This is a genomic window from Cytobacillus sp. Bac17 (genome assembly GCF_024519925.1).
In the GTDB taxonomy this organism is placed as follows: Bacteria; Bacillota; Bacilli; order Bacillales; family Cytobacillaceae; genus Cytobacillus; species Cytobacillus pseudoceanisediminis.
Genome location: NZ_JALJRC010000048.1, coordinates 1 through 26,317, shown reverse-complemented (window position 1 = coordinate 26,317; position 26,317 = coordinate 1). Strand labels below are relative to the sequence as shown.

At 44.2% G+C, this 26,317-nt stretch carries 24 protein-coding genes, 1 rRNA gene, 1 pseudogene and 1 riboswitch; of the genes and pseudogenes, 2 read left to right on the top strand and 24 right to left on the bottom strand.

All coding sequences use genetic code 11. The features are described 5' to 3' along the window. The 8 genes and pseudogenes from NR125_RS27520 to NR125_RS27485 form a co-directional block, all read right to left on the bottom strand. Window positions 1-217, bottom strand: a pseudogene (locus NR125_RS27520) (L-glutamate gamma-semialdehyde dehydrogenase); the annotation flags it as partial. 762 nt (window positions 218-979) lie between these two features. Continuing rightward, window positions 980-2,149: a CamS family sex pheromone protein gene (locus NR125_RS27515; RefSeq protein WP_019382927.1), complete on the bottom strand. Its 1,170-nt coding sequence runs from the start codon at window positions 2,147-2,149 to the stop codon at window positions 980-982. A gap of 15 nt (window positions 2,150-2,164) precedes the next feature. Then, window positions 2,165-4,171 carry an NAD-dependent DNA ligase LigA gene (gene ligA, locus NR125_RS27510; protein WP_256816576.1) on the bottom strand — a complete coding sequence of 669 codons (2,007 nt, stop codon included), beginning with the start codon at window positions 4,169-4,171 and terminating at the stop codon, window positions 2,165-2,167. Window positions 4,172-4,225: 54 nt separating this feature from the next. Further along, on the bottom strand, window positions 4,226-6,457 hold the full coding sequence (gene pcrA, locus NR125_RS27505; protein WP_009336754.1) for a DNA helicase PcrA: 2,232 nt from the start codon (window positions 6,455-6,457) through the stop codon (window positions 4,226-4,228). Window positions 6,458-6,532: 75 nt separating this feature from the next. Then, entirely contained in the window at window positions 6,533-7,219 is a 687-nt protein-coding gene (gene pcrB, locus NR125_RS27500) for a heptaprenylglyceryl phosphate synthase (RefSeq protein ID WP_009336753.1), read from the bottom strand. A gap of 162 nt (window positions 7,220-7,381) precedes the next feature. Further along, window positions 7,382-7,690 (bottom strand): YerC/YecD family TrpR-related protein, encoded by a 309-nt coding sequence (locus tag NR125_RS27495; protein WP_019382930.1) that lies wholly within the window; start codon window positions 7,688-7,690, stop codon window positions 7,382-7,384. A 40-nt stretch (window positions 7,691-7,730) separates the two neighbouring features. Beyond that, window positions 7,731-8,786: a DUF3048 domain-containing protein gene (locus NR125_RS27490; RefSeq protein WP_019382931.1), complete on the bottom strand. Its 1,056-nt coding sequence runs from the start codon at window positions 8,784-8,786 to the stop codon at window positions 7,731-7,733. 94 nt (window positions 8,787-8,880) lie between these two features. After that, window positions 8,881-10,623 carry an adenine deaminase C-terminal domain-containing protein gene (locus NR125_RS27485; protein ID WP_026041806.1) on the bottom strand — a complete coding sequence of 581 codons (1,743 nt, stop codon included), beginning with the start codon at window positions 10,621-10,623 and terminating at the stop codon, window positions 8,881-8,883. Between the two features lie 195 nt (window positions 10,624-10,818). On the opposite strand from NR125_RS27485, the gene NR125_RS27480 reads away from it, so the two are divergent. Next, complete coding sequence (locus tag NR125_RS27480) at window positions 10,819-11,109, top strand: YgaP family membrane protein (protein WP_009336749.1); 291 nt, start codon at window positions 10,819-10,821, stop codon at window positions 11,107-11,109. Window positions 11,110-11,168: 59 nt separating this feature from the next. Next, window positions 11,169-11,282 carry an EYxxD motif small membrane protein gene (locus NR125_RS30005; protein ID WP_335582802.1) on the top strand — a complete coding sequence of 38 codons (114 nt, stop codon included), beginning with the start codon at window positions 11,169-11,171 and terminating at the stop codon, window positions 11,280-11,282. Here NR125_RS30005 and purD read toward each other — a convergent pair. From purD to NR125_RS27400, 16 genes are all read right to left on the bottom strand, one after another. Next, a complete protein-coding gene (gene purD, locus NR125_RS27475; RefSeq protein WP_256816568.1) occupies window positions 11,260-12,528 on the bottom strand; it encodes a phosphoribosylamine--glycine ligase in 1,269 nt (422 codons plus the stop codon). The two genes, NR125_RS30005 and purD, sit on opposite strands and share 23 nt — an antisense overlap. 194 nt (window positions 12,529-12,722) lie before the next feature. Then, window positions 12,723-14,258: a bifunctional phosphoribosylaminoimidazolecarboxamide formyltransferase/IMP cyclohydrolase gene (gene purH, locus NR125_RS27470; protein ID WP_019382933.1), complete on the bottom strand. Its 1,536-nt coding sequence runs from the start codon at window positions 14,256-14,258 to the stop codon at window positions 12,723-12,725. 34 nt (window positions 14,259-14,292) lie between these two features. Next, on the bottom strand, window positions 14,293-14,874 hold the full coding sequence (gene purN / locus NR125_RS27465) for a phosphoribosylglycinamide formyltransferase (protein WP_019382934.1): 582 nt from the start codon (window positions 14,872-14,874) through the stop codon (window positions 14,293-14,295). 13 nt (window positions 14,875-14,887) lie between these two features. After that, window positions 14,888-15,913, bottom strand: a complete 1,026-nt coding sequence (gene purM, locus NR125_RS27460; protein ID WP_019382935.1) for a phosphoribosylformylglycinamidine cyclo-ligase — start codon at window positions 15,911-15,913, stop codon at window positions 14,888-14,890. A gap of 149 nt (window positions 15,914-16,062) precedes the next feature. After that, complete coding sequence (gene purF / locus NR125_RS27455; protein ID WP_071158092.1) at window positions 16,063-17,460, bottom strand: amidophosphoribosyltransferase; 1,398 nt, start codon at window positions 17,458-17,460, stop codon at window positions 16,063-16,065. Next, entirely contained in the window at window positions 17,445-19,661 is a 2,217-nt protein-coding gene (gene purL, locus NR125_RS27450) for a phosphoribosylformylglycinamidine synthase subunit PurL (protein ID WP_019382936.1), read from the bottom strand. The genes purF and purL overlap by 16 nt, the downstream gene beginning before the upstream one ends. Next, entirely contained in the window at window positions 19,645-20,331 is a 687-nt protein-coding gene (purQ, locus tag NR125_RS27445) for a phosphoribosylformylglycinamidine synthase subunit PurQ (protein ID WP_019382937.1), read from the bottom strand. The genes purL and purQ overlap by 17 nt, the downstream gene beginning before the upstream one ends. Next, window positions 20,328-20,582, bottom strand: a complete 255-nt coding sequence (gene purS, locus NR125_RS27440) for a phosphoribosylformylglycinamidine synthase subunit PurS (protein ID WP_256816567.1) — start codon at window positions 20,580-20,582, stop codon at window positions 20,328-20,330. The genes purQ and purS overlap by 4 nt, the downstream gene beginning before the upstream one ends. Then, on the bottom strand, window positions 20,570-21,295 hold the full coding sequence (purC, locus tag NR125_RS27435; RefSeq protein WP_019382939.1) for a phosphoribosylaminoimidazolesuccinocarboxamide synthase: 726 nt from the start codon (window positions 21,293-21,295) through the stop codon (window positions 20,570-20,572). Before purC ends, purS begins: the two co-directional genes overlap by 13 nt. A gap of 115 nt (window positions 21,296-21,410) precedes the next feature. After that, window positions 21,411-22,703: an adenylosuccinate lyase gene (gene purB / locus NR125_RS27430; protein ID WP_009336739.1), complete on the bottom strand. Its 1,293-nt coding sequence runs from the start codon at window positions 22,701-22,703 to the stop codon at window positions 21,411-21,413. 3 nt (window positions 22,704-22,706) lie between these two features. Continuing rightward, the gene (gene purK / locus NR125_RS27425) at window positions 22,707-23,861 is read right to left on the bottom strand and encodes a 5-(carboxyamino)imidazole ribonucleotide synthase (protein WP_175502193.1); all 1,155 of its coding nucleotides are present in this window, start codon (window positions 23,859-23,861) and stop codon (window positions 22,707-22,709) included. Further along, complete coding sequence (gene purE / locus NR125_RS27420; RefSeq protein WP_026041807.1) at window positions 23,848-24,336, bottom strand: 5-(carboxyamino)imidazole ribonucleotide mutase; 489 nt, start codon at window positions 24,334-24,336, stop codon at window positions 23,848-23,850. The genes purK and purE overlap by 14 nt, the downstream gene beginning before the upstream one ends. A 139-nt stretch (window positions 24,337-24,475) precedes the next feature. Further along, window positions 24,476-24,577: riboswitch (purine riboswitch) on the bottom strand. Window positions 24,578-24,665: 88 nt separating this feature from the next. After that, a complete protein-coding gene (locus NR125_RS27415) occupies window positions 24,666-24,872 on the bottom strand; it encodes an NETI motif-containing protein (protein ID WP_019382942.1) in 207 nt (68 codons plus the stop codon). Continuing rightward, a complete protein-coding gene (locus NR125_RS27410; protein ID WP_009336735.1) occupies window positions 24,869-25,411 on the bottom strand; it encodes a DUF2179 domain-containing protein in 543 nt (180 codons plus the stop codon). The genes NR125_RS27415 and NR125_RS27410 overlap by 4 nt, the downstream gene beginning before the upstream one ends. Before the next feature lie 531 nt (window positions 25,412-25,942). Next, window positions 25,943-26,059 (bottom strand): 5S ribosomal RNA (gene rrf / locus NR125_RS27405). Between the two features lie 33 nt (window positions 26,060-26,092). Continuing rightward, window positions 26,093-26,224 carry a hypothetical protein gene (locus tag NR125_RS27400; protein WP_256816566.1) on the bottom strand — a complete coding sequence of 44 codons (132 nt, stop codon included), beginning with the start codon at window positions 26,222-26,224 and terminating at the stop codon, window positions 26,093-26,095. Window positions 26,225-26,317 lie beyond the last annotated feature (93 nt).

The following is a 26,317-nucleotide window of genomic DNA, read 5'->3' as shown; positions in this document are numbered from 1 at the left end:
CGCGGTTTGCCTTTGAAACACGGCCAACTACTTCTTCTTTATTAGAAGGATTGATTGATACAATTTTATCTTCAGTAGAAATGCGCTCTCCGCCAATTAAAAGATCATAATCCTGGCCCAAATAGCTTTCTACAGTTTGTAAACCCTTTAAATATGCTTCACGATTTTCTTCTTCTTTAAAATTCGTGAATGGCTCATGCTTATAAGGTTGTACCATTTTTACCGCCTCCTGTGTGTACAAATATCAAACGCCAGATCGTAGCGCCCCGCCCCGTTTTAAAAACATGCTGGAGAAAGGTCTGCTATTCTCTTAAAACGTTTTCATCCAATCACTATATTAACACGAAAATAACATTATCTTCAAACATTCTCCGCTGATGTTATATATTAACATCCATCGAGAGAAATTGCAGTTTTACTTAGAAGGATAAGGGGTTGAAGATTCTTGTGGCAGGTTTTGGATAAAACTGTTATATAAAAAATTTTAGTGCTGTTATTTTTTAGCAGTGAATATCATTTTTGTTTACTTCTTATCATTTTTACAGCTATGAACTTTTATGGGGACCCTTATCCTTGCATCTCTCTATTGTGTCGCCATTGCCTTCTATGGCGACCATTTTCCTCGTTCCTCTTTCTTTTTCGTCGTCATGAACCCCTCTATGACTACCATTTTCCTCGTTCCTCTTTCTTTTTCGTCGTCATGAACCCTCTATGACTACCATTTTCCTGTTCCTCTTTCTTTTTCGTCGTCATGAACCCTCTATGACTACCATTTTCCTCGAGCATCTTCCTTTTTCGTCTTCATGAATACTCTATGACGACCATTTTCCTCGTTCCACTTCCTTTTTCGTCTTCATGAAGCCTCTATGACACCAGATTTTCTCAAACTGCTTCCAATTTTCCACAATGCCCGTAACCCTCTTTCCTGAAATTAAAAAACCCAGAAGATGCATCTTCTGCACTTCTGGGTACCCTGGTTCTATTGATAGATGTGGACAAAAGGTTCGCTTTGGTCTGCTTTCCGGACTACTAGCGCTTCCGGTCCGTTGACAGATGAGATATTCACCTGGACTGAGATGTATTCAGGGAAGTGTTTGACGACAAGCCCTGTTACATACTGGGTAAATCCAATCGCTTCTGCTTTTCCATAGAATTGGATTGGGATATCAATATTAACTTCCTGCAATTGGTCCTGAGCGTAGAAGGCTTTCCCGATAACTCCATTGAAGTTTGGGAAATAGGTTTCTACATCCTGTTTAAAGTTAAGAAAAGCCGTTAAATCATCTCGATGATTTTTTTCAGCCGTGTTTGAAGGGAAAAGGACATATTTCTCGTTGACGTCTTCCCATCCGCCAAGCTTAGTGCTTCCTTTATCCGCCGTAGCGTATGTAAAGAAGCTGCCTGGCACCACCGAAGTTCTTGATTGCTGTTCAAACAAAGCAATGGTTACCGGCACATCTTTCAGGCCTTTGATTTGCCGTACTCTCTGCAGTACTTCTTCAGCCAGCTTTTTACCTTCCCGTTCGATGACATCTTGGTCAATCTTTGTTTCGAAAGTGGCACCATATTGTTCCTTTTGATAATAATGGACAGAGTTCATGGCAAGGCCAATTACAACACCGCCGAGCCCCACTTTTCCATCATCATTTTTCAGCAAATAGTTGTGTTCAAGAATATGGGCAAGGTAGATCGGGCTTTTTTCATTGTTTTTATCAATATCTCCGCCATCTGCGATCATTGGATTTAAGCCGATATTGTCTTCTGCCTTCATTTCGCGTTCCTTCAGCTGAGCATCAGTGAATTTACGGTTTAGCCAAGCCTGGACTGTGCCTCTCTTTAGATACTGTCCTTCCTGGAATAAGTATTTATCAGGATCAAACGTGTTTTGCGCAACTCTCATAAGTCCTGTCTCAAATTCATTGATATCATATTTGGTGTTTACATTATTGACCACGAGACCTCTGGATTCACTTGGTTCAAAAGGCAGCAGTGTTCGATAATACTTTTCAGAAATTTTATAGTTCGGAATGATTGCCTTATCCTTTTCGTTCTTGTCTTCCTGAACAACTTCCTCCTGCTTATTAAAATTAGGCGCACAGCCTGCTAGCAGAAGGGTTAGAGATAAAGCAAGCATCATCAGTTTTTTCACGGAGCTTACACCCTCTTACTTATTTAATTCTTCAACCAGTCTCTCCTCGTTCCAAACCTCTACTCCAAGCTCCTGGGCCTTCGTCAGTTTGGATCCAGCCTCTTCTCCGGCGATTACAACATCTGTTTTCTTGCTGACGCTTCCGGATACTTTACCGCCTAGCGCCTCTATTTTTTCTTTTGCTTCATTCCGGCTCATTATTTCAAGCTTTCCTGTCAGAACCACTGTTTTTCCTGCAAAAAAACTATCCGAGTTTTCGGCCGAAACAGGCTTTGGCCCATTATAAGCCATGTTGACCCCAGCTGCTTTCAGCTCCGCAATCAGTTCATGGGCTTCTTCCTGATCAAAGAAGGAAACGATGGAATCAGCCATTTTTTCACCAATTTCATTGATAGCTGTTAAATTGTCCCGGGATGCTTTTTCAAGTGCTTCCATATGGCCAAACTCCTGGGCCAGCGTCTTGGCTGCCTTTGCGCCAACATGGCGGATCCCCAGCCCAAATAAAAGCTTTTCCAATGAGTTGCCCTTGGAGTTTTCAATTGCCTGAATGAGGTTATTTACTGACTTTTCACCCATCCTCTCGAGCTGGATGAGCTGTTCATACGTTAATTTATAGATATCTGCCACATCTTTAATCAGATTTTCGGCAAATAATTGGCTGATCACCTTTTCACCAAGGCCATCAATGTTCATGGCGTTGCGGGATACAAAGTGAATTAGGCCTTCCCTGATCTGGGCCGGGCACTTTGGATTAATGCAGCGCAATGCCACTTCACCATCAAGGCGGACCAGTTCGCTTTCACACTCAGGGCAATGTGTCGGCATGTTAAAATCCTGCTCCTCACCCGTTCTCCTGTCAGCCAGTACATTTACAACTTCAGGGATAATATCTCCTGCTTTTTTCACAACGACCTGATCGCCAATCTTAATATCTTTTTCGCGAATTAAATCTTCGTTGTGCAGTGACGCCCTTTGAACAGTCGTTCCGGCAACACGGACAGGCTCCAGAAGTGCAGTTGGCGTAACTACTCCAGTTCGCCCAACGCTTAATTCAATATCCCTTAATGTGGTAACAACCTCTTCTGCAGGGAATTTATAAGCAATGGCCCAGCGTGGGCTTTTTGCCGTAGTGCCAAGCTGCTCCTGTGATTCAAGTGAATCGACTTTAATAACGATGCCATCAATATCATAAGACAGGTTTGGACGTTTGTCAGTCCATCCCTGTACATATTCAATGACTTCCTCGATGCTTTCACATCTTTTGCGTTCTTTATTCGTTTTAAATCCAAGGCTATCCAGATAATCCAGACCTTCGCTATGGGATACAACGCCTGTATCCCCTACATTCGCTATGCCGTAGACAAAAATATCGAGATTTCGCTTTGCCGCCAGACGCGGATCAAGCTGCCTTAATGAACCTGCTGCGGCATTCCTTGGGTTTGCGAAAGGCTCTTCCCCATTCTCCTCTTTCGCTTTATTCAATTTTTCAAAAGAACGCCTTGGCATGAATGCCTCACCGCGCACTTCCATCGTGACACTCTCTTTCAGCCGGAGAGGGATAGAGCGAATGGTCTTTAAATTTGCTGTGATATTTTCACCGATGGATCCGTCCCCGCGTGTGGCACCGAGAGTAAAAAGCCCATCCTCATAACGGAGGGAGACAGCCAGCCCATCGATTTTCAATTCGCATACATAAGAAACATTTTCACCTGCACCCTGGCGGACACGGCGGTCAAAGTCTCTTAGGTCCTGCTCACTGAAGGCATTGCCCAAACTGAGCATTTGTGACTGATGCTCCACCTTTTCAAACATATCAAGGATTTCCCCTCCAACCCGCTGTGTTGGAGAGTCTTCTGTTTTCAGCTCGGGAAATTGCTCTTCAAGCTCAATGAGGTCCCTCATCAGTCTATCGTATTCAGCATCTGGAACAGACGGCTGATCAAGAACATGGTATTCATAATTATACTGATTCAAAAGGTTGTGCAGATCTTTCACCTTTTTTTCTGCCAATTGAAGGTCCATACATTCAACCCTTTCTATAATCCTTTAAAAAATGCCTGGCAGGCTGCTCTAAATTTACGCCTTTGTAATCGGTGCAAATTTGGCCAGCAGACGTTTAATGCCAACTGGTTTTGGGAACGCAATATCCAGTTCTGTTCCTTCGCCGGAACCTTTTACACTGACAACTGTACCTGTACCCCATTTTCCGTGCTGGGCTTTGTCGCCGACTTTCCAGTCAATTTCATCTCCGCCTGTATTCGATGCAGATGGACGAACCACCGCTTTCCGCTGAGGCTGTGCTCCTCTTGAAGCTGAAGGAGATCCAAACGGGGATGATCCAAATGGAGACGGCTTTTTAGCAGGTTCAAGCCCATCCAGCAAATCAGCAGGAATTTCTTTGATAAATCGGGATGGCGGATTCATATTCGTGCGTCCAAATAAAGTACGCATTTGTGCATTCGTAATGTAAAGCTCCTCTTCTGCCCGCGTGATTCCCACATAAGCAAGACGGCGCTCCTCTTCCATTTCCGATTCTTCCATTAGAGAACGGCTGTGCGGGAATACACCTTCTTCAAGACCTAGTAAAAAGACAACAGGGAACTCTAGCCCTTTTGCTGAGTGAAGTGTCATAAGCACAACTGATTCAGCTTTTTCCCCATCATCATCCAATTTATCAATGTCAGCCACAAGAGCCAGATCAGTCAAAAATGCGATAAGCGATTTATCTTCGCTGGCTTCTTCAAAGTTTTTTGTAACAGATAGGAATTCATCAATGTTTTCCAGACGGCTCTGGGCTTCAATGGACTTCTCGGCAATGAGCATATCCCGGTAGCCTGATTTCTCCAGCAGCTCTTCCACAAGTTCTGTCACAGATAAGTATTCCTGCATTTGTGTATAGTTTTTAACCAAATCCCTGAATTCAATAGCCCCTTTTGTAATTTTCGGGCTCAGGCCAATCAGTTCAATGGACTCAAGAGCTTCAAACATGCTCATCTCGTGAAGCTGTGCAAAGTTGGCGATTTTATCAACGGAACCGGAGCCGATTCCGCGTTTTGGCACATTGATGACACGCTGAAGGCTGATATCATCATCCGGATTTGCAATCAGACGCAGGTAAGCAAGGATGTCCTTAATTTCTTTGCGGTCGTAGAACTTGATACCGCCGACAATGGAATATTCAATGTTCGACTTTAACAGTACTTCCTCCATTACACGGGACTGTGCGTTTGTGCGGTACAAGATAGCAATATCCGAAAAGCTTCGCTTGCCGCTGCTGATGTATTCTTTAATTTTCCCTGCAACAAACTGCGCTTCTCCCTGCTCGCTGTCGGCACGATAGTAGAAGATCTTATTGCCTTCTGCGTTTTCAGTCCAAAGGTTTTTTGGCTTTCTGTTGAGGTTCTTGCTGATGACTTCGTTCGCAGCCAGCAGAATCCTTTTAGTTGATCGGTAATTTTGTTCGAGCATAATAGTCTGTGCATTTGGATAATCCTTTTCAAAAGAAAGGATGTTGGCTATGTCCGCACCGCGCCATTTATAGATGGACTGATCGGAATCACCGACCACACACAGATTCTTGAAACGGCTTGCCAAAAGCTTGACCAGCATATACTGAGCTCTGTTAGTATCTTGGTACTCATCCACATGAATATACTGGAATTTGCGCTGATAATATTCAAGCACTTCCGGCACTCTCTGGAACAGCTGAATCGTGATCATAATAAGATCATCAAAATCAAGCGCCTGGTTGCGTCTTAGTCTCTTTTGGTACTCTGTATATACATCACTTGCAACCTGCTGAATATAATCTCCTGCTGTTTTCGCATACTCTTCAGGGGTAATCAATTCATTTTTTGCCGAGCTGATAGACCCCAGGATAGCACGCGGATCAAATTTCTTTGGATCCAGGTTTTTATCCTTGAGGATTGATTTAATCACCGATTGCTGATCTGTTGAATCAAGAATCGTGAAATTGCGGTTATAGCCAATACGGTCAATATCTCTTCTTAAGATTCGAACGCACATGGAGTGGAACGTCGAAATCCAGATTTCATCTGCAGCTCCGCCCATCATGTTATGAATACGGTCACGCATTTCACGGGCTGCTTTGTTTGTAAAAGTGATTGCCAGAATATTGTAGGGGTTCACACCCTTTTCTACCATCAAGTAAGCAATCCTGTGGGTAAGCACTCTTGTCTTTCCGCTTCCTGCTCCTGCCATTATAAGAAGTGGTCCGTCAGTTGTTTTTACCGCATTTTGCTGCTGCGGATTCAGTCCGTTCAATAATTTATCCGTTAAAAATTGCATTTCTTCTCTTCACCACCATAGAAACATATGTTCTTATATCTATTTTATCTTTTTTTATAATCATCAGCAACTGAATTAGGCACGAACAGCTTCGACAGTGGCCAATGCAGCCTGCAGATCATCGTAAATAATATTTCCGACCACAATTACGTCCGCATGCTCAGCCATTTGACTTGCCTGCTCGGCATTCATGATGCCGCCGCCGTAAAATAATACGGTTTCTTCAAGCGTATTTTTCACCTCTGCGACCACTTCAGCGTCTCCGTACTTTCCGCTGTATTCCAGATAGAAGATTGGCAGGCTGAACATCTTCTCAGCCATCATGGCATATGCCCTTACCTCATCCAATGATAAATCTGTCCTTGAATTGGTAACGTGTGCCGCTTTGCAATCTTCATTCAGGATGCAATAACCCTGAACCAGAATTTCTTCCCAATTCATGATATCCCCATATTCTTTTACAGCCTCCTGGTGAAGGCCTGTAATCCACTTCACGTCCCGGCTGTTAAGGACTGTCGGGATAAAGTATAAGTCAAAGCCCGGGGTAATTGAATCAATGGTTGAAACCTCCAGCACACAAGGGACTGTGTATCGGCGGATGCGTGCCATTAAATCCAGCACCTTTTCCAGCGTTACTCCGTCCGTCCCGCCCACAATAATCGCGTCTGTTCCAGACTCACAAATCATTTCCAGGTTTTCATCTGATATATTTTTATCCGGATCGAGCTTAAAAACGTGGCTCCATTCGCGAACATCATACATGCAAAATTGCCTCCATTCTATCATTCCATTTCATCATTATATCATTTAAGATTGTGAATAAAAAAGAAAAGCAGGAAGTCTTTATGAGGTGGAAAAAATTATTAGGGGAAACAAAGAAAAAAACCGCGGGAACAGCCCCATCGGTTTAAGTAATACGAATATTTACGCTTTTTCAGGTTCTTCTTCTTTGATTCTTTCCAGTGCCATTTCATAGGCATCATTTCCATAGTTGAGGCATCGCTTCACGCGGGAAATGGTTGCCGTGCTTGCGCCCGTATCTGTTTCAATTTTATGATAGGTTTTGCCTTCACGAAGCATGCGTGCCACTTCCAGACGCTGAGCCAGGGACTGTATTTCATTAACTGTGCATAAGTCATCAAAAAAGCGATAGCACTCTTCCAGGTCATTTAAAGATAAAACAGATTTAAATAACTGATCCAGTTCTTTGCCTCTTAGCTTATCAATTTGCATATATTTGCATACCCCTTTATTGTAATAGTTTTTGACATAATTATTGTTTAGCTTCAAAGGAAACCGTTTGCTCATTGCCCATGCTTGATGGAACGATGTTGATCCAGGTCTTTCCTGGCACCAGGCCAGCCTGTTTCCCATTTAATACAGGAAGAATTCGCCCGTCAATATTTTCCCATTTTACTTCTGTCACTTTCCCTTTTTGCAGGAGGTATCCTTTTCCCCCAGAAGTTAAGTTAATATCACGGCGGCCCGCGCTGTCAACCACTTTATGGTCTGCTTCTGCAATGAAGATGTTATCAAGCAATACAGGTTCGCCGGATTTGTAATCAGCTGTAAGTTCGCCATTGGAATATCTTTTGTATTTCTCCAGTGCCGCATCATACTCATAGATGACATTGAATAATTCATTGTCCAAATAGGAGATCATGGCAGAGTCAGCATCCTCTCCCTGAATAGCCTTTGCATCTTCCTTCGACAGAAACGCCAGAGATTCCGGTTCGTTTTCCATCACATAATTTCTTTCCTTTGCACCCTTCAGCACATTTTCGAATGAAATATAGGAATTATGAGGAGCCTGGCGGAAGCTTTCCCGTTTAAACAGTGTACCGTCATACTGCATTCCATTCAGATTATCAATATAGCCCTGATCCAGCAATTCTTTGGCTTCCGGACTATAGCCGTGGGCAATGTAGAGGCTGTCATAGCCTTTCGCCAGCTCAATATAATAATCTCTTGAACTTCTTACCGGCCCTATCATTTCGGGCTGCTCACTTTGAAAAATAGCAAGAAAACGCGTCACGTCCCCTTCTGCCAGCAATTCGTAGACGATATCAGCCTGGTTAAGCCCGGATTGCGGACGGGCTTTCGGATGATTATTGATCATCACCGCTACAGCCCTTCCATCCACCTCAGCCTCCGACCCGAAGCCTGTGAGAGGATAGTGAAATGGAAGTTCTTTTTCAGAGCTTACCCCTTTTGCAGCCTCTTCCGCTTTTTCCGTATCTTGTTTTTCAGGCTCTTCAGTTTTTTCTTTGCTGCAGCCAGAGACTAAAAGCATTGCCGCTGCTGATACAGCTATCCATCTTTTTAGCATTTAGCACCCCTGTGTTTTTTGCTTTGATGCAGGTTCTATGTTAGCTCCACCACTGAGCAGTCTTTATCTCTATTATATAGTATACTTTTATATTTTAACGCATTATCGTTGGAAAGAGTACCGTTTTATTCATTACATCATACATCCCCTGCTGAGTAATCCTGATATAAGGCAGATGCGTTGAAGAGAAAAAGAGCAGCGTATACATTGGATCTTCATGTCTATAGCCTTGATCACGCAAATAATGAACAAGCTGTTTTTCTTCCTCCATTAATTCCTCCACATTTTTATGGGACATCACACCCTTTAAGCGGAGTTCCATCTCCTGGACAATTCTTCCACCTTCTGATATGACAATGCCTCCGCCAATTTCTTTCAGCCGGTTAAAAGCATTCAGCATTTCCTGTTTTCTTTTTCCAATTAAGATAATGTCACCGGTATTGGAAAAAGAACTTGCCATTCCATCCAGGCTTTTCGAGAACCCTTTTAGTATCGTATTTATGCGCCAGTGTCCATTCCGGTCAACAAGCATGAAGAAACATTCATCATGGTCTTTCTCCAGTTCTTCGGATGAAACGTCAATCGTGATGGAGTAGGGCTTCGTAATAACTGCATTCTCCAGTTTTATCCCGAAAGGCATGGAGAATTGCATATCATCAGCAGTTAGCTCCCAATCAATATCCAGCGGTTCGAAGCCGTATTCTCCCCATTCTACAGGCTTATAGGCGTGCAGGTTTTCACCATCTCTTTTCACCCACTCCCCTTTGGCAATAACAGATAATGGAGTTGGTTCTTTTTCATCTGACAGAAAATTAATATTGGCCACCCTTCCTGTCGCAATGGAGCCATGTAAATAATCGATTCCATAATGACGGGCCACATTAATGGTAGCCATGTTATAAGCATCAATTACCGGCACTCCTTTATCTATGGCAATGCGGATCATATGGTCAATAATTCCCTGTTCATAGAAGGAGGAAAAGGAACCGTCTGTTGTGAAGATCATCCGATCATATTGATCAATGCCGATTTCATGCATCTCGTCCAATAAAACCGGCAAATCGGGACGGATGGAAGAATATCTGAGAGATACGGTATATCCCTGTAAAAGACGATTGTAAATATCCTTTCCCGTCATCGACTCATGGTCGCAATCAGCACCAAGCAGCATGAGCTTTGCCAGCGTTTTTTCGGATGCCCCAGGAAAATGGCCTTCAATCTTTTTCCTCATCCGCTTAGTCTCCTGAATCCAATGAAGCATCATATCATCGCCATCCAAAAGCTTCGGCCAGCCTGTAAGCTCTCCTCCCTGAAGCACGGCATCATGCTCAAGCCATGATTTAACGTTCCCATGCGAAAAAACGGATTCTTCATGCTGGATTTCCGTTTGTGCATCAAATCGGCACCACCAATAAGTTGTTGCAGGCATGTTTCTCATTTCCTTCAGGAAAGAAAACGCTTTCTTTTTATCCTGCTGTAAAGCAAGGACCATATTGTCATTAATCAGGGTTGTTGTACCAAACTGCGATGCATAGCTCGCCAGGGAATGGGGATTATATAATTGAAATGGATGGGCATGCGGTTCAATATATCCAGGAACCAGCGTGAGTCCCGTACAATCAACGACCTCACACTGTTCTATTTTTTCCGGCAGCTTTTCGCCCACATAAACAATACGGTCGCCATAAATCCATATATTTGCTGTTATCCATTTGCGAAGTGCCTGATTAAGATAACGGGCGTTCTTTAGTAATATCGTCGGTGACAGTTTTCCGTCCAATACGGAAACATGTTCACGCAAGTGTCTGTTTTTCCAACGGTAACGCTGTTCCAGCACCATACTCCCTCCCTTGTTGATATCTATATATAAAAGACTCTGTTTTTAGAATAAAATCAATGAGTGAAATGGCTATAAATCAATAAAGAAAGCCCTTTCATTTCTCTTGTTTTTTATAGTAACATATTTCACTGTTTAACGCATTAAAGAATCAGTAAAAGATTGTAAAATTTTTGTGAAAGTGGTGACACAACCATGAATGTAAAACCAAATATCGGCATAGTAAATGCCTTAATACGCATAACAGTCGGATTAACTGTCTTAGCCTGGAGCACTTCAAAGCTTGTGAAAAGACCTTGGCGGGACTCTTACCTCATGATGGCCATGCTGGGCGGCATGAAGGTGGCAGAGGGAATTGTCCGCTTTTGCCCTTTGACAGCTCTTTTTGAAAGAGGCCAGGACATGGTTCAGGAAAAGCGAAAGCAGGATGGCAATCACAATAATGATGATGCTGTTGAGGAAATTCTCCCGTATAATCCATCTTAAATTTCTTAAAAAATCCAGCTCCCTATATGGGGGCTGGAAAATTGAAAGGAGCTGACAATATGTTTTGGGAATACGTAATGGATATGACGTTCGTCCTGGCAGCAATAATTGGAAGCATTGTAGCACTCCTGTTTGTGTATATCCGGAAGACTAAGAAAGGACGTGCGCGATAGCTTTATCGGCAATATCTTTGCGGTAGAATACACCTTCACACTGAAGATTTTCGAGTTCGGAATATACCTTTTGCTGTGCTTCTTTCAGAGTAGGAGCTTTAGCGCCTGCCAGCAGCACGCGGCCTCCATTTGTCACATACTCACCTGAGCTGTTTCGATCAGTGCCGGCATGGAAGACGGAGACATTTGTAAGTGATTGAAGCCCATTCAGAACGGCTCCTTTTTCATAAGCTTCAGGGTAGCCTTTAGAAGCAGCAACCACTCCGACGATTGCTTCCTTATCCCACTCGACTTCAGGCTGTTCCCCTTTTAGGACTGCCAGCATTACTCCCGCCAGATCCGACTTCATGCGGGGTAAAATCACCTGTGTTTCAGGATCTCCAAAACGGGCATTAAATTCAATTACCTTCGGGCCTGCTGTTGTTTTGATCAGACCTGCATACAGGATACCGGTAAAACTTCGGCCTTCCTGAATCATTGCTTTTGCTGCCGGCTTCAAAACATGTTCAACAGCCGCTGCAACTGTTTCATCACCAATATGCGGTACCGGTGAATAAGCCCCCATTCCGCCAGTATTCGGTCCCTGGTCTCCATCATAGGCACGCTTGTGGTCCTGTGCAATTTCTAGCGGAATCACCGTTTCACCGTTCACAAAGGCCATTAAGGAAAATTCTTCGCCTTCAAGGAATTCTTCAATTACAACCGTTGAAGAAGCTTGGCCAAACTTTTCATTCAATAAAAGTTCCTCAATCCCAGACAATGCTTCCTGCATAGTCATGGCCACTATTACGCCTTTTCCGGCTGCAAGGCCATCTGCTTTAAGAACAATGGGAGCGCCTTTTGCTTCAATATAGGCTTTCGCTTCTTCATAGTTGCTGAATACCCCATATTCGGCAGTGGGGATAGCATATTTCTTCATTAGCTCCTTGGCAAAGGACTTGCTGCCTTCAATTTCGGCTGCTGCTTTTCTCGGCCCAAATACCTTTAACCCGGCTTCTTCAAATCGGTCAGCCAGCCCCTCAAGCAGCGGCACTTCCGGCCCGATTACAGTCAATTCGATTTCATTATCCTGAGCAAACTGCACAAGTTTTTCCTGTTCATGTTCCTGGATGGCAACCGCTTGAGCTGAATCTTCCATTCCCGGATTTCCTGGAGCCGCAAAAACCTGTTTCACTGAAGGGCTTTGATTCATCTTCCAGCAAATTGCATGCTCTCGGCCGCCTCTTCCTATAACCAATACCTTCATTACGCCCACCTCCGTAAAAATGTCAGCTATAATAGCAAGGCCCCTGATCGAGGCGCTTCCGCTTTTCGTATTGTCCAGCTCCAGCGCCTAGGGGCTCGAGGTCATAAGCCAACCTGTCAAAAAGGTAAAGGGCCACCTTTCCGACAGCTCGTCTTATGCTTGTCGCCCCTGATCGAGGCGCTTCCGCTTTTCGATTAATGTTTAAAATGACGTACGCCTGTAAAGACCATTGCAATTCCGTACTCATCAGCCTTTTTGATGGAATCCTCATCACGGATTGAGCCTCCCGGCTGGATGATGGCTGTGATGCCTGCTTTGGCTGCCGTTTCAACTGTATCGTTCATTGGGAAAAAGGCATCGGATGCCAGTACAGCTCCGTTCGCTTTTTCACCGGCCTGCTCAAGCGCAATTTTGGCAGAGCCTACGCGGTTCATCTGCCCGGCACCGACCCCAAGTGTCATATTTGCATCATTTACGACAATGGCATTGGATTTTACATGCTTCACAACTTTCCAGCCCAGCTTCAATGCTTTCCACTCTTCTTCTGTTGGCTCTCTCTTGGTCGGAACTTTTACTTCTGCATTATCAAGGGTGAATAGATCATATTCCTGCGTCAGCAAGCCGCCTTCAATGGCGGACAATCTCATCTCCGCTTTCTTTTTGCCTTCAAAAGGAATAGTCAGCAGGCGCAGATTCTTTTTCCCTTTTAAAATCTCAAGCGCTTCATTTGAGAAGGAAGGTGCAATGATGATTTCAAGGAAGATTTCATATAGCTTTTTCGCTGTCTCAGCGTCTACTTCCCTGTTCAGGGCAATAATGCCGCCAAAGATTGATACAGGGTCCGCCTCGAAAGCTTTTGAAAAAGCTTCGAATACATTTTCCCCAGTCCCCACTCCGCAAGGATTCATATGCTTAACTGCAACCGCTGCAGGCTCTGAGAATTCCTTTACTATTTGGAGAGCTGCATCTGCATCATTGATATTGTTGTAGGATAATTCCTTGCCGTGAAGCTGTTCAGCGTTAGCAATCGAAAATTCAGAACCAAGCGGCTTGCGGTAAAAGGCAGCCTTTTGATGCGGATTTTCCCCGTATCTCAATGTTTGCTTCAGTTCATACGTAACCGTTAATTTTTCAGGTGTTTCTTCATTTGCCAAATCTGTCATATATTCAGCGATCATCGCATCATAGGAAGCAGTATGGCGGAAAACCTTTGCAGCGAGTCTGCGGCGGGTTTCCTTTTGAACCTCTCCGGTTTCTTTTAGCTGTGAAAGAACTGTTTCATAATCGGCCGGATCCACCACAACCGTTACATAGTCATGGTTTTTGGCGGAGGCACGCAGCATGGCCGGGCCGCCGATATCAATATTCTCTATCGCATCCTCTACTGTCACATCTGGCTTAGCGATAGTTTGCTGGAACGGATACAAATTCACGCACACAACCTGGATAGGCTGGATTCCATGCTCCTCAAGCTGCTGTTTGTGGCCTGGTTCGCCATGCTTTGCCAGCAGCCCGCCATGAATCATTGGATTTAATGTTTTCACACGCCCTTCCAAAATTTCCGGAAAGCCTGTCACATCACTTACTCCGATAACGGGGACTCCACTCTCTTCCAGCGCTTTTTTTGTACCGCCTGTTGAGATAATTTCAAAACCCAGTTCGCTTAACTGCTCGGCAAATTCTGTTATGCCATTTTTATCGGAAACACTGATTAATGCACGTTTCTTCATGTTCGCTCCCCCTGTCTCTGTTGAATGATACACTTTAGTTCTCTACCATTTTAGCATAGAAAAGATTTTGCAAAACCTGCGGATAAAGTTTGTGCTCGACTTCATGTATCTTCTTTTGAAGGCTATCCAGCGTTTCACCCGCACTTATATCAACTACCGCTTGAGCAATAATCGGCCCAGTATCCATACCTTCATCGACAAAATGAACCGTTACACCGCTTACCTTCACATTGGCAGATAACGCTTGGCCAATTGCATCCTTACCAGGAAAAGCAGGAAGAAGAGAAGGATGGATATTAATAATCCTGCCTTCAAACTCTTTCAAAAGCGTCGGGCCGATCAGTCTCATGTAGCCTGCGAGAATAATATACTCGGCGCCGCTCTCCTTCAGCCTTTGCAAAATCGCTCTTTCATACTCTGCTTTGCCAGCATAGTCTTTAGCTGAAAAAACAAACTGCGGAACCTGTTCGTTTTGTGCACGCTGTGTGCTGTATGCACCTGGCCGATCACAGACAAACAAGACGATCTCAGCCTGCAAATCACCTTTTTTTACAGCATCGGCAATGGCCTGAAAGTTCGTTCCGCTTCCGGAAGCAAACACTGCGATTTTTTTCATGACTTCCTCCAAGTTACAGAATTTCAATTCCTTCCTGATCCGTCACTGTCCCCATTAGATAGGATTTTTCTCCGATATCATTAAAATAGGTGATTAGTTTATCAGCATTTTCTTTATCCGCTGCAATCACCATGCCTGTTCCCATATTAAAAATGTTGTACATTTCTTTGCGTTCCAGTCCGCCGATCTTCTCCATAAGCGTGAACACAGGCGGCACTTCCCAATTGCTTTCACTAAGCTGGGCGCCAAGACCTTCAGGCAGCATGCGGGGGATATTTTCAATAAATCCGCCTCCGGTAATATGCGCCATGCCCTTCAGCTTGAATTGCTTCATAGCTGATAGAAGCGGCTTTACATAAATTTTTGTAGGGCGAAGCAGCTCTTCCCCTAAAGTGCAGCCTAATTCTTCTACATGATCTGTCAAGGACAGATTCGCTTTTTCAAAAAACAGCTTTCTGACAAGTGAGTAGCCATTGCTGTGAATTCCGCTGGATGCAAGCCCAATCAGTACATCTCCAGCTTTAATATCGGAACCATTAATCAGGCTGGATTTTTCACAGGCACCGACCGCAAAGCCGGCAAGGTCATATTCTTCCTCACTGTACATGCCAGGCATCTCAGCTGTTTCACCGCCTACGAGTGCGCATCCTGCCTGTTCGCAGCCATCCGCAATTCCTTTCACAATCGCTTCAATCCGTTCAGGCGCCGCTTTTCCGCAGGCGATATAATCCAAGAAATAAAGAGGTTCCGCTCCCTGTACAACAATATCATTTACACACATTGCGACCGCATCAATCCCAATCGTGTCATGCTTATCCATCATAAAAGCGAGCATCAGCTTCGTGCCGACACCATCTGTACCTGATACTAAAACCGGTTCCTTCAGGTTAAGTTCAGATAGATCGAACATGCCGCCAAATCCGCCCAAACCGCCAAGCACACCAGGACGAATCGTCTTCTGTACGTGCTTTTTCATGCGGGAAACTGCTTCATAGCCAGCTTCAATATCTACTCCGGCCTGTTTATATGCATTTGCCATTCCTTTTCACCTCTTGGTTGGAAAAATAAAGGCCGATTTTGTATTTTATCGGCCAACATTGTGCTTTTACCGGTCAAAAATGATGATTTACCGGTTAATTCTTTATATTTACCGGCCAAAAAGAGCAAAATACCGGCCAAGTTTCATATTTATACCTTTTCATAAGGATGCAAAGTGCTTGGATAAATCTCCGTCGGATACTGGCCTGTAAAGCATGCCAGGCATTGTCCGTCTTTTCGGCCGATTGCTTTGACCATGCCCTCTGTACTTAAAAAGGTAAGTGTGTCCGCACCAATGATTTCTCTTATTTCCTCAACTGAATGATTGCCGGCAATCAATTCTTCCTTTGTTGATGTGTCGATTCCATAGAAACATGGATTTTTAATTGGCGGTGAACTGATAAGCACATGCACTTCTGTAGCTCCTGCTTCTTTCAGCATTGTGACGATCCGTCTGCTTGTTGTTCCTCGAACGATCGAGTCGTCCACCATGATGACTCTCTTGCCCTCTACAACTCCGCGTACCGGAGACAGCTTCATTTTTACACCCTGCTCACGCAGCGATTGGGATGGCTGGATAAAAGTCCGGCCAACATAGCGGTTTTTTATCAAGCCCATCTCATATGGAATGCCTGTAGCTTCAGCATAGCCAATCGCGACAGAGATGCTTGAGTCAGGTACGCCCGTAACGACGTCCCCTTCAACTGGCGCCTCAAAGGCAAGCTGCTTTCCAAGGTTTTTCCGGGCTGTATGAACGTTGATCCCGTTGATATTACTGTCCGGACGGGAAAAATAAACATATTCCATTGTGCACATTGCAATATTAGAGGCCATTGCAAACATTTCAGAACGGAATCCATTGTCGTCAATAATCAGCAGTTCTCCTGGCAGGATATCGCGGATATACTCTGCACCGACAACATCAAAAGCACATGTTTCAGATGCAACCGCATAAGCATCGCCGATTTTGCCAAGCGAGAGCGGCCTCATGCCGTTCGGATCCAGCGCAACCATCAGTTCTGTTTCGGTCATAATCAGAAAAGCATAAGCTCCTTTAATCATGGATAAAGCATTTTTGACACGGTCCTTAAGTGAAGAGAAGCCTGCACGCTTAATTAAGTGAGCCAGCACCTCTGTATCCGAGCTCGTTTGAAAAATGCTTCCCTGTCCTTCAAGCTGATGCTTCAATGCAGTCGCATTCACCAGGTTTCCATTATGGCAAAGTGCAAGACTTCCGCTTTGTGAGTTGAATAGCAGAGGCTGGACATTTTCATATCCGCCCCCGCCGGCAGTCGCATAGCGTACATGTCCGATTGCTGCTTTTCCTTCCAGTTCCTTCATGGCATCTGCAGTGAAAATTTCCGTTACTAGCCCCTCACCTTTTATGCCTTTCAGCTTTTTGCCATCGGTAACAACCATTCCCGTGCCTTCCTGGCCGCGGTGCTGCAGACTATGAAGCCCGTAATACGTGATCTGGGAAGCATCCTGATGCCCCCAGATTCCAAAAACACCGCACTCTTCATTCAGTCCTCTTATTTCAGCAAGCATGGGATAGCCCCTTTCCAGGCCTGCTTTAGAACGTCAACCTGTTCAGCAAGCAATAGGCCCTCTTCATTGGAGATATAAAGTATAGGTGCTTCTGTTACTTCACCGATTAATGTCGCGTCTACTAAACTTTCAAATACTTCCTGGTTTTCTTTTTTGACAGATAGCAAGAAACGGGATTGTGATTCACTGAATAAAGCTGAAGTCGCATTTCCTTTTACCTTGATATCCGCTCCCAGACCTGTTGAACCAATCAGGCTTTCCGCAGCTGCTACCGCTAAACCGCCTTCTGCCACATCATGGGCAGATGCAACAAGTCCCGAACGAATAGCTTTTAAAATTTGTTCCTGTGCCTTTTCTTCTTTTTCGAGATCAAGTTCAGGCGCTTTTCCAAAAATCTTGCCGTATGTCATCTTCTGCAGCTCACTGCCGCCGAACTCATCCTTTGTTTCGCCTACCAGATAAATAAGATCACCAGCTGCTTTAAATGATTGTGTTGTAACATGATCAATGTCATCAACAAGCCCGACCATTCCAATGACAGGTGTTGGGTAGATAGCTGTTCCATTTGTTTCGTTATATAAAGAGACGTTTCCGCCGATAACTGGCGTATTCAATGTGCGGCATGCTTCACTGATTCCATCTGCCGCTTTTTCGATTTGCCAGAAGATTTCAGGCTTCTCCGGGTTTCCGAAGTTAAGATTATCTGTTATCGCCAATGGCTGACCGCCGGAGCAAATGATATTTCTTGCTGCTTCAGCCACAGCAATTTTTCCGCCTGTTTCAGGATCAAGATACATATAACGTGAATTACAGTCTGTCGTCATGGCCAATCCTTTGCGGGTGCCGCGGATGCGAATGACTGCAGCATCTGATCCAGGTGCCACTACTGTATTCGTGCGGACCATATAGTCATACTGGTCATAAACCCATTCCTTGCTGGCGATTGTCGGCTGCTGAAGGAGCTTTACCAATGTTTCTTTATAATCTTCAACCGCAGGAACTTCATTTTCCATTGCCTGAAATTCGCGGAAATATTCCGGCTCGCTTGATGGCTTATGATAAACCGGCGCATCCTCTGCAAGCGCATCTACCGGCAGCTCTGCTACCACTTCTCCCTGATGAGTCAGGCGGAGCATTTTATCATCGGTTACCTTGCCGATAGATACTGCTTCAAGGCCATACTTGGAAAATAAATCAACGATCTCCTGCTCGCGTCCTTTTTTCACGACAATCAGCATTCTCTCCTGAGACTCGGAAAGCATCATTTCATATGCAGTCATGCCTGTTTCCCTTTGAGGAACAAGGTCAAGATTCATTTCAATTCCGGATCCCGCTTTGCTGGCCATCTCAGCAGAAGAGCTTGTCAGACCGGCAGCTCCCATATCCTGAATGCCGACAAGTGCGTCAGACTGGACCAGTTCAAGGCATGCCTCTAGCAGAAGCTTTTCCATGAATGGATCGCCAACCTGGACAGCCGGGCGTTTTGATTCTGATTGGTCTGTTAATTCTTCAGATGCAAAAGTAGCACCATGGATACCGTCACGGCCGGTTTTTGCTCCAACATACATGACTGTGTTGCCTACTCCATGGGCCTGGCCTTTTTTAATATCCTTATGGTCGATTAAGCCGACACACATAGCGTTTACAAGCGGATTTCCTTCATAGGAAGAATCAAACTGCACTTCTCCCCCAACTGTTGGAATGCCGATGCAGTTTCCGTAACCTGCAATGCCTGCGACTACTTCTTTAAAAAGGTACCGTACACGAGGAGTATCCAATTCTCCAAAGCGTAAAGAGTTGAGGAGCGCGACCGGTCTTGCTCCCATTGAAAATACATCGCGGATAATCCCGCCGACACCTGTTGCTGCCCCCTGGTAAGGCTCGATTGCAGACGGATGGTTGTGGCTTTCAATTTTAAAAACAACTGCTTGCCCATCGCCGATATCAACAATTCCAGCTCCTTCCCCTGGTCCCTGAAGTACTTTCTCTCCTGTTGTCGGAAATTTGCTTAAAACGGGCTTTGAGTTTTTATAGCTGCAATGCTCTGACCACATAACCGAAAACAAACCGATTTCTGTGTAATTTGGCAAACGCCCGATAATCTTTTCAATCATCGCAAATTCGTCATCAGACAAACCCATTTCTTTGTATACCTTCTGTGCCTTTAACTGTTCCGGACTTGGCTCAAGCATTAACGACATGTGCTTCCCTCCATTGTTTTACGATTGATTGAAAAAGTTTCAGGCCATCTGCTCCCCCTAAAAGCTCATCAACAGCTCTTTCAGGGTGCGGCATCATGCCGAGTACATTTCCTTTTTCATTGACAATGCCTGCGATGTTTTCCAGGCTGCCATTTGGATTCGTTCCATTGTAAGTAAAAACGATTTGGTTATTTTTCTTCAATTCAGCTAGAACAGCTTCATCACAATAATAGTTTCCTTCACCATGGGCGATCGGAATATTGATTACTTCATCCTTCTCATATGCAGATGAAAACATGGTCTCATTGTTTTCAACCCGTAACTCCACGGTGCGGCAGATGAATTTCAGGCTATCGTTTCTTCTCATTGCCCCAGGCAAAAGACCAGCTTCAAGAAGGATTTGAAATCCATTGCAGACGCCCAGGATCGGCTTTCCTGCTTCAGCCGCTTTAACAACTTCTTTCATGACATTACTGAAGCGTGCGACAGCACCCGAACGGAGATAATCTCCGTAAGAGAAACCGCCGGGAAGAAGAATCCCGTCATATTCGTCTAAACTTTCCGCGTCATGCCAGACATATTCGGCTTCCGCTCCAAGCTCATCCTTTACTGCATGGTACATGTCGATGTCACAATTAGACCCTGGAAATACGATCACAGCAAACTTCACTGAGCAACAGCCTCCTCAATTTCAAAGCGGTAATCTTCAATCACTACATTAGCTAATAAGCGCTCACACATTTCCTTCACAGCTTCTTCAACAGGACGGTCGCTTTTATCCACTGTCAGTTCCATGTATTTTCCAATGCGCACATCAGACACTTCGCTGTAATTCATGGAATGCAGAGAATTTTTTACAACTGTTCCTTGAGGATCTAGAACACTTTCTCTTAATGTGACGAAAACTTTTACTTTGTACATACTGTTTGGCCTCCCAGTCGAGCTAAAATATTTTCATAAGCATCTGTTAAATTTCCAAGGTCTCTGCGGAAAACATCTTTATCCAGCTTTTCATTTGTTTCAATATCCCAAAGCCTGCAAGTATCTGGCGAAATCTCATCAGCCAGCAGAATTTGTCCTGATTCATCTTTACCAAACTCCAGCTTAAAATCTACTAATTTAATGCCGAGGTCTTTGAAAAAGTCTCTTAAAATGGCATTAACCTGAAGTGCCTTTTCCTGTAAAAGGGCTGCTTCCTTTTTATCAGCCAGCTGAAGAACTTCAATATGATCTTCTGTCAGCAGCGGATCACCGAGCTCGTCATCTTTGTAGTAGAATTCAACAATCGGCCTCGGTAACTCTTTCCCTTCTACAACTCCCAATCTCTTAGAAAAGCTCCCCGCTGCAACATTGCGGACCACTGTTTCGAGCGGAATGATATCCACCTTTTTAACAAGCTGCTCAGTCTCTGAAAGTCTTTCAATAAAGTGAGATTCAATTCCCAGGTCATGAAGCTTTGAAAAAAGCAAACTCGTAATCTCGTTATTCAAACGGCCCTTGCCGCTGATGCTTGCTTTTTTCTCACCATTAAAGGCTGTTGCAGAATCTTTGTATTCAATCCAGACGATATTTTCATCGTTTGTTTGATAAACCTTTTTGGCTTTGCCTTCGTATAACAATTCTCCTTTTTCCATAGCGGAGAGCCTCCCTTATTTGAATAGCACATGTCTGCTAGACATTATTATTAAGAAGATTGGGAATTTTCCCGATAATAAAGAGGTAAAGACTGCTCTTTACCTCTTTATTTTTTTATAAACCTAGACGGTCAAAAATGGTGTCCACATGCTTGATGTGGTAGTTATAGTCAAAGCAGTCATCTATTTCTGCTTCGGTTAGCTTTGATGTAATCGTCTCGTCCTGCTCGATCAGGCTGCGGAATTGCACCTGTTTTTCCCACGCTTCCATAGCCCGCGGCTGAACAGTATCATATGCCTCTTCACGAGTCATGCCTTTGTCAATTAAGGCCAGAAGAACACGCTGAGAGTAAATCAGCCCTAACGTACGGTCCATATTGCGCTTCATGTTTTCAGGGAAGACTGTTAAATTTTTCACGATATTTCCAAAGCGGTTCAGCATATAGTTCAGCGCAATCGTTGCGTCAGGCAGTATGATTCTTTCAGCTGATGAGTGGGAAATATCCCGCTCATGCCATAATGCCACATTTTCATACGCAGTCATCATATAGCCGCGGATCACTCTTGCCATTCCCGTCATATTTTCTGAACCAATCGGGTTGCGTTTGTGCGGCATTGCTGAAGATCCCTTTTGACCTTTCGCGAAGAACTCTTCCACTTCACGCGTTTCGCTTTTTTGCAGGCCGCGGATCTCTGTCGCAAATTTTTCAATTGAAGTGGCTACAAGCGCAAGCGCCCCCATATAATGTGCATGACGGTCACGCTGAAGTGTTTGCGTTGAAATGGGCGCTGGCTGGATGCCCAGCTTTTCACACACATATTTTTCAACAAACGGATCGATGTTTGCATATGTTCCAACTGCACCTGAGATTTTACCGAATTCCACTCCAGCAGCTGCTTCTTTAAAGCGGTCAAGATTACGCTTCATTTCTTCATACCATAGTGCAAGCTTTAATCCGAATGTAGTCGGCTCAGCATGTACCCCGTGCGTACGGCCCATCATTACTGTATGCTTGTGTTCCTGTGCTTTGTTTTTCAGGATTTCCACAAAGCGTTCGATATCTTTTAGAAGAATATCATTCGCCTGTTTGATTAAGTATGAAAGCGCCGTATCAACCACATCTGTGGAAGTAAGCCCGTAATGAACCCATTTGCGTTCCTCGCCAAGCGTTTCAGATACCGCACGAGTAAAAGCGACCACATCATGCCGTGTTTCCTCTTCGATTTCTTTAATACGGTCAATATTAAAAGAAGCATTCTCACGGATTTTCTGAACATCTTCTTTCGGAATATCCCCTAATTCAGCCCAAGCTTCACAAGCAAGAATTTCTACCTCAAGCCAAGCCTGAAAGCGGTTCTCTTCTGTCCAGATAGCTCCCATTTCCGGTCTCGTATAGCGTTCAATCATGTTTTATCCTCCGATCTTTTCCTTCACAGGGGTCCAAATGCCGCTTCTTTCTGCTTCTTCAAGTGCCTCTTCGGCTGATTTCCGCAAAAGCGTGACATGGCCCATCTTGCGTTTATATTTGGCATCCTTTTTTCCGTACAAGTGAATCTTCCAGTCATCCAATTCAGGTATTTTCTTAATTAAAGGCTCCTGATGCTCTCCTAGTATGTTTACCATAACAGCCGGTTTTAATAGCTCCGTGCTGCCAAGCGGCCAATTGCAAACTGCACGGATGTGCTGTTCAAACTGGGAGGTTTCGCAAGCTTCTATCGAATAATGGCCTGAGTTATGCGGACGAGGCGCAAGCTCGTTAATGTAAATCTGTCCGTCTTTTGTCAGAAACATTTCGACTGCCAATGTACCGACAAGGCTTAAAGCTTCTGCCAGCTGGTTTGCTGCATTTATTGCCCTTTCCTCAGCATCGGCTGTGATCATGGCCGGCACAATTGTCTGGTGCAGAATGTTTTCTTTATGGACATTTTCCCCGACTGGAAATACCGCTTTTTCTCCCGAGATATTCCGGCAGATAATAACCGATATTTCCTTTTCGAATGGAATCCATTTTTCAAGGACGCACACGCCATTCTCAAGAAGCTGTGCAGCTTTCTTAATATCCTGCCCGCTCTTTATTACAACTTGCCCTTTTCCGTCATATCCGCCTCTGGATGTCTTTAATACTGCTGGATAGCCAAGCTTTTCTATATTATCATAAATATCTTTTTCAGTAGTAATGACCGCATATGGCGCTACCTCGCAGCCGGCTTTTTGGATGGCTGCTTTTTCCTTTGTCCGGTCCTGGGTGATTTCCAGCACCTCGCTCCCCTGTGGGACGTACGCATTTGCACATAGCCACTCAAGAGCTTCCGCACTGATATTTTCAAATTCATATGTCACAACGTCACTGACGTCAGCTAACTCTTTTATAGAATCTAAATGGCCATATTCTCCAATGATTTTAATATCCGCAACCTGGCCGCAAGGAGAGTCTTCTGCCGGATCTAAAACGGCAATCCTGAAGCCATTTGCTTTTGCTGCAAGTGCCATCATTCTCCCAAGCTGTCCCCCGCCAATAATTCCAATTGTTTGTCCAGGTAAAATTGTTTTATTAGACAAGTTCATCACTGCTTTCTAGTACTTCCTGTTTTGTTTTATCTCTTTTTGACTGAAGACGTTCTGCAATGGCTGTATCAAAAGCGCCAAGTATTTGTGCTGCCAGCAATCCGGCGTTAGTGGCTCCTGCTTTTCCAATCGCAACCGTTGCAACCGGGACGCCGCCGGGCATCTGAACAATGGACAGCAATGAATCCAGTCCGTTTAGAGCTTTTGATTGGACTGGCACTCCAATGACAGGAAGTGTCGTTTTCGCTGCAACCATTCCTGGAAGGTGTGCCGCTCCTCCTGCACCCGCAATAATTACCTTTATTCCTCTGTCTCTTGCCTGCTCAGCATATTCAAACATAAGATCTGGAGTCCGATGGGCTGAAACAACCTTTTTTTCATAAGGGATTTCAAGCTCTTCCAGAATTCCGCAAGCGTGCTTCATTGTCTCCCAATCTGATTTGCTTCCCATAATGACTGCTGCTTGTGCGCTCATTCTTTCTCCTCCAAATCTTCCAATATAAAAAACCCGCACAGACCCTTCTCTTAATATGAGAGAAAGTAATCTGTCCGGGCTAAAAAGAACCATAAGGAAGACACCTGCAAACGGCAGGAACCATTCCTTCTACATGCCGGGCATATCAGCTTTCCCTCATAGTCCAGCAATTTACGGTTGCCGGGTAGAAACTTATGGGCCCTATTCCCATTATTATACGAGGGGTTTATTCACGTTTTATTAACTACCATCATATTAACAACATACCTGATACTCTGTCAATCGAAAAATCGAACAATACTAAAAGTCAGACAATTAATGTTCGTGTTTTAATCTTCTAATCGTTTTGCTTCAAAAACTATCTGCCTTCCAGCCGGTTCATAATCGACTTTACCACCCGTCTTAACTTCTTTAAATATAGGCTTCTCAGTCCTTCTAACAGGTATATATCCTGCCTTTTGTATCCTGTCCAGGCACTGGTCAATCGTTTCGTTTTCCTGGACCTCAAACACCATTTTGTTTTTGGCTTTGCTCATTGGGATAACTTTCCTCTCTTAACAGATTTCACCCAGAAACCGCCATGAATCGTTTTTGGCTCATAAGCGATGATGAAGGCCTTAGGATCCAGCTCTTTAATCGTCTGATAAAGCTTTAATTCATATTTTCTTGGTGTCAGGATCTGAAGGGCCATCCTATCGCCTTCAAGTCCATTGGCAGCCCAGTTTGTGACACCATAGCCTTTATCCCTTAAAGCTTTTGGAAGATCCCTGTCATATTCCTTTGTAATTACATTTACCGTAATATAGCCAAGAGCAAGCTTCTCTTCAATTTTCATGCCGGCAATAACGCCAATTCCATAACCGACTGCATAAGCAATCAGATTTTGTATTTCATTTAGGTTATCCAGAACCAGCCCTAAACCTATGACATAGATAACAACTTCGATGGTGCTTATAAAAGCTGCAAGGTACCGCTGCCCCTTAAGCGTAAGAATCATCCTGATGGTAAAAAATGATACATATACAATATTAATGATCAAAATAATAGCGACCATAATAAAACTGTTTTCCAGCAAAGCAAGCGTCCTCCTTTATGGGGGATTTAAAGGCATATGGGCGCCCCTTCCCCATTAAGTCCCTATTGTACAAAAGAAATTGGCGTTTGATAACCTTTTTTTTGCAAATTGGATTCTTTATGAATAGGTTATCCTTTTTTGAGTGGGATGAAACGGCTGAATTATGCCTTCATTAGTTGAGGCTATATAAAGGAGAGAGTATCTAAAGGTTTTTATCTAATAGGTTTTGGAGATTATCCAGCATGTTTCTATCTCGATTAGAAGTTTATTTCACATTTGGCATAATATATCTTGGTAAAGAACAGATTTAACACATAAAACAGGCAGTGAAGTAAGGAGTGGCGAATATAAATGAATTCTGACACATATACGAGTAAAAGGGACGCATATAAATTCCAAAGTGAAGCATAACATGAAAAAGTGACGCATATATGTATTTTCCACCAAAAAGAAGAGTTCAAATATAATATTTGGATAAAGTAATACATCCAAACACACAAAAAAGAGCACCCATCAGGTGCTCTTTCATATGCCCGGCAGCGTCCTACTCTCACAAGGGGACAGCCCCTAACTACCATCGGCGCTGAGAAGCTTAACTTCCGTGTTCGGTATGGAAACGGGTGTGACCTTCTCGCTATCGCCACCGGACTATTTGGTTGAAGAAACTTCGTTCCCTCAAAACTAGATAATGCATGAAGAAGCATTTGCCGAGTATTCACCAATGACTTGTCTAGCTTCGGCTCCTAACTTCTCGGCCGTTTCGATCCGTCCCTCCAAATCCCAAAACCAGGATTTGAATGGCCGGCTCTCCAACGTCTCTCAAAGTTGAACAGTCGCCTCCGCTTTTCGTTTTGGTTAAGTCCTCGATCGATTAGTATCAGTCAGCTCCACATGTCGCCACGCTTC

Excerpts from the sequence above, each read along its gene's own strand:
- purE (WP_026041807.1), bottom strand. The coding sequence starts at position 24,336 with ATGAGCGCACAAGCAGCAGTCATTATGGGAAGCAAATCAGATTGGGAG.
- ligA (WP_256816576.1), bottom strand. The coding sequence starts at position 4,171 with ATGGACCTTCAATTGGCAGAAAAAAAGGTGAAAGATCTGCACAACCTT.
- purH (WP_019382933.1), bottom strand. The coding sequence starts at position 14,258 with ATGAAGAAACGTGCATTAATCAGTGTTTCCGATAAAAATGGCATAACA.
- purL (WP_019382936.1), bottom strand. The coding sequence starts at position 19,661 with ATGTCGTTAATGCTTGAGCCAAGTCCGGAACAGTTAAAGGCACAGAAG.
- purD (WP_256816568.1), bottom strand. The coding sequence starts at position 12,528 with ATGAAGGTATTGGTTATAGGAAGAGGCGGCCGAGAGCATGCAATTTGC.
- NR125_RS27415 (WP_019382942.1), bottom strand. The coding sequence starts at position 24,872 with ATGAGCAAAGCCAAAAACAAAATGGTGTTTGAGGTCCAGGAAAACGAA.
- pcrA (WP_009336754.1), bottom strand. The coding sequence starts at position 6,457 with ATGCAATTTTTAACGGATAAATTATTGAACGGACTGAATCCGCAGCAG.
- purB (WP_009336739.1), bottom strand. The coding sequence starts at position 22,703 with ATGATTGAACGCTATACGAGACCGGAAATGGGAGCTATCTGGACAGAA.
- purM (WP_019382935.1), bottom strand. The coding sequence starts at position 15,913 with ATGGCAAATGCATATAAACAGGCCGGAGTAGATATTGAAGCTGGCTAT.
- purC (WP_019382939.1), bottom strand. The coding sequence starts at position 21,295 with ATGGAAAAAGGAGAATTGTTATACGAAGGCAAAGCCAAAAAGGTTTAT.
- NR125_RS27480 (WP_009336749.1), top strand. The coding sequence starts at position 10,819 with ATGAATGTAAAACCAAATATCGGCATAGTAAATGCCTTAATACGCATA.
- purN (WP_019382934.1), bottom strand. The coding sequence starts at position 14,874 with ATGAAAAAAATCGCAGTGTTTGCTTCCGGAAGCGGAACGAACTTTCAG.
- purS (WP_256816567.1), bottom strand. The coding sequence starts at position 20,582 with ATGTACAAAGTAAAAGTTTTCGTCACATTAAGAGAAAGTGTTCTAGAT.
- pcrB (WP_009336753.1), bottom strand. The coding sequence starts at position 7,219 with ATGTATGATGTTCGCGAATGGAGCCACGTTTTTAAGCTCGATCCGGAT.
- NR125_RS27490 (WP_019382931.1), bottom strand. The coding sequence starts at position 8,786 with ATGCTAAAAAGATGGATAGCTGTATCAGCAGCGGCAATGCTTTTAGTC.
- NR125_RS27495 (WP_019382930.1), bottom strand. The coding sequence starts at position 7,690 with ATGCAAATTGATAAGCTAAGAGGCAAAGAACTGGATCAGTTATTTAAA.
- purF (WP_071158092.1), bottom strand. The coding sequence starts at position 17,460 with ATGCTTGCTGAAATAAGAGGACTGAATGAAGAGTGCGGTGTTTTTGGA.
- purK (WP_175502193.1), bottom strand. The coding sequence starts at position 23,861 with ATGAACTTGTCTAATAAAACAATTTTACCTGGACAAACAATTGGAATT.
- NR125_RS30005 (WP_335582802.1), top strand. The coding sequence starts at position 11,169 with ATGTTTTGGGAATACGTAATGGATATGACGTTCGTCCTGGCAGCAATA.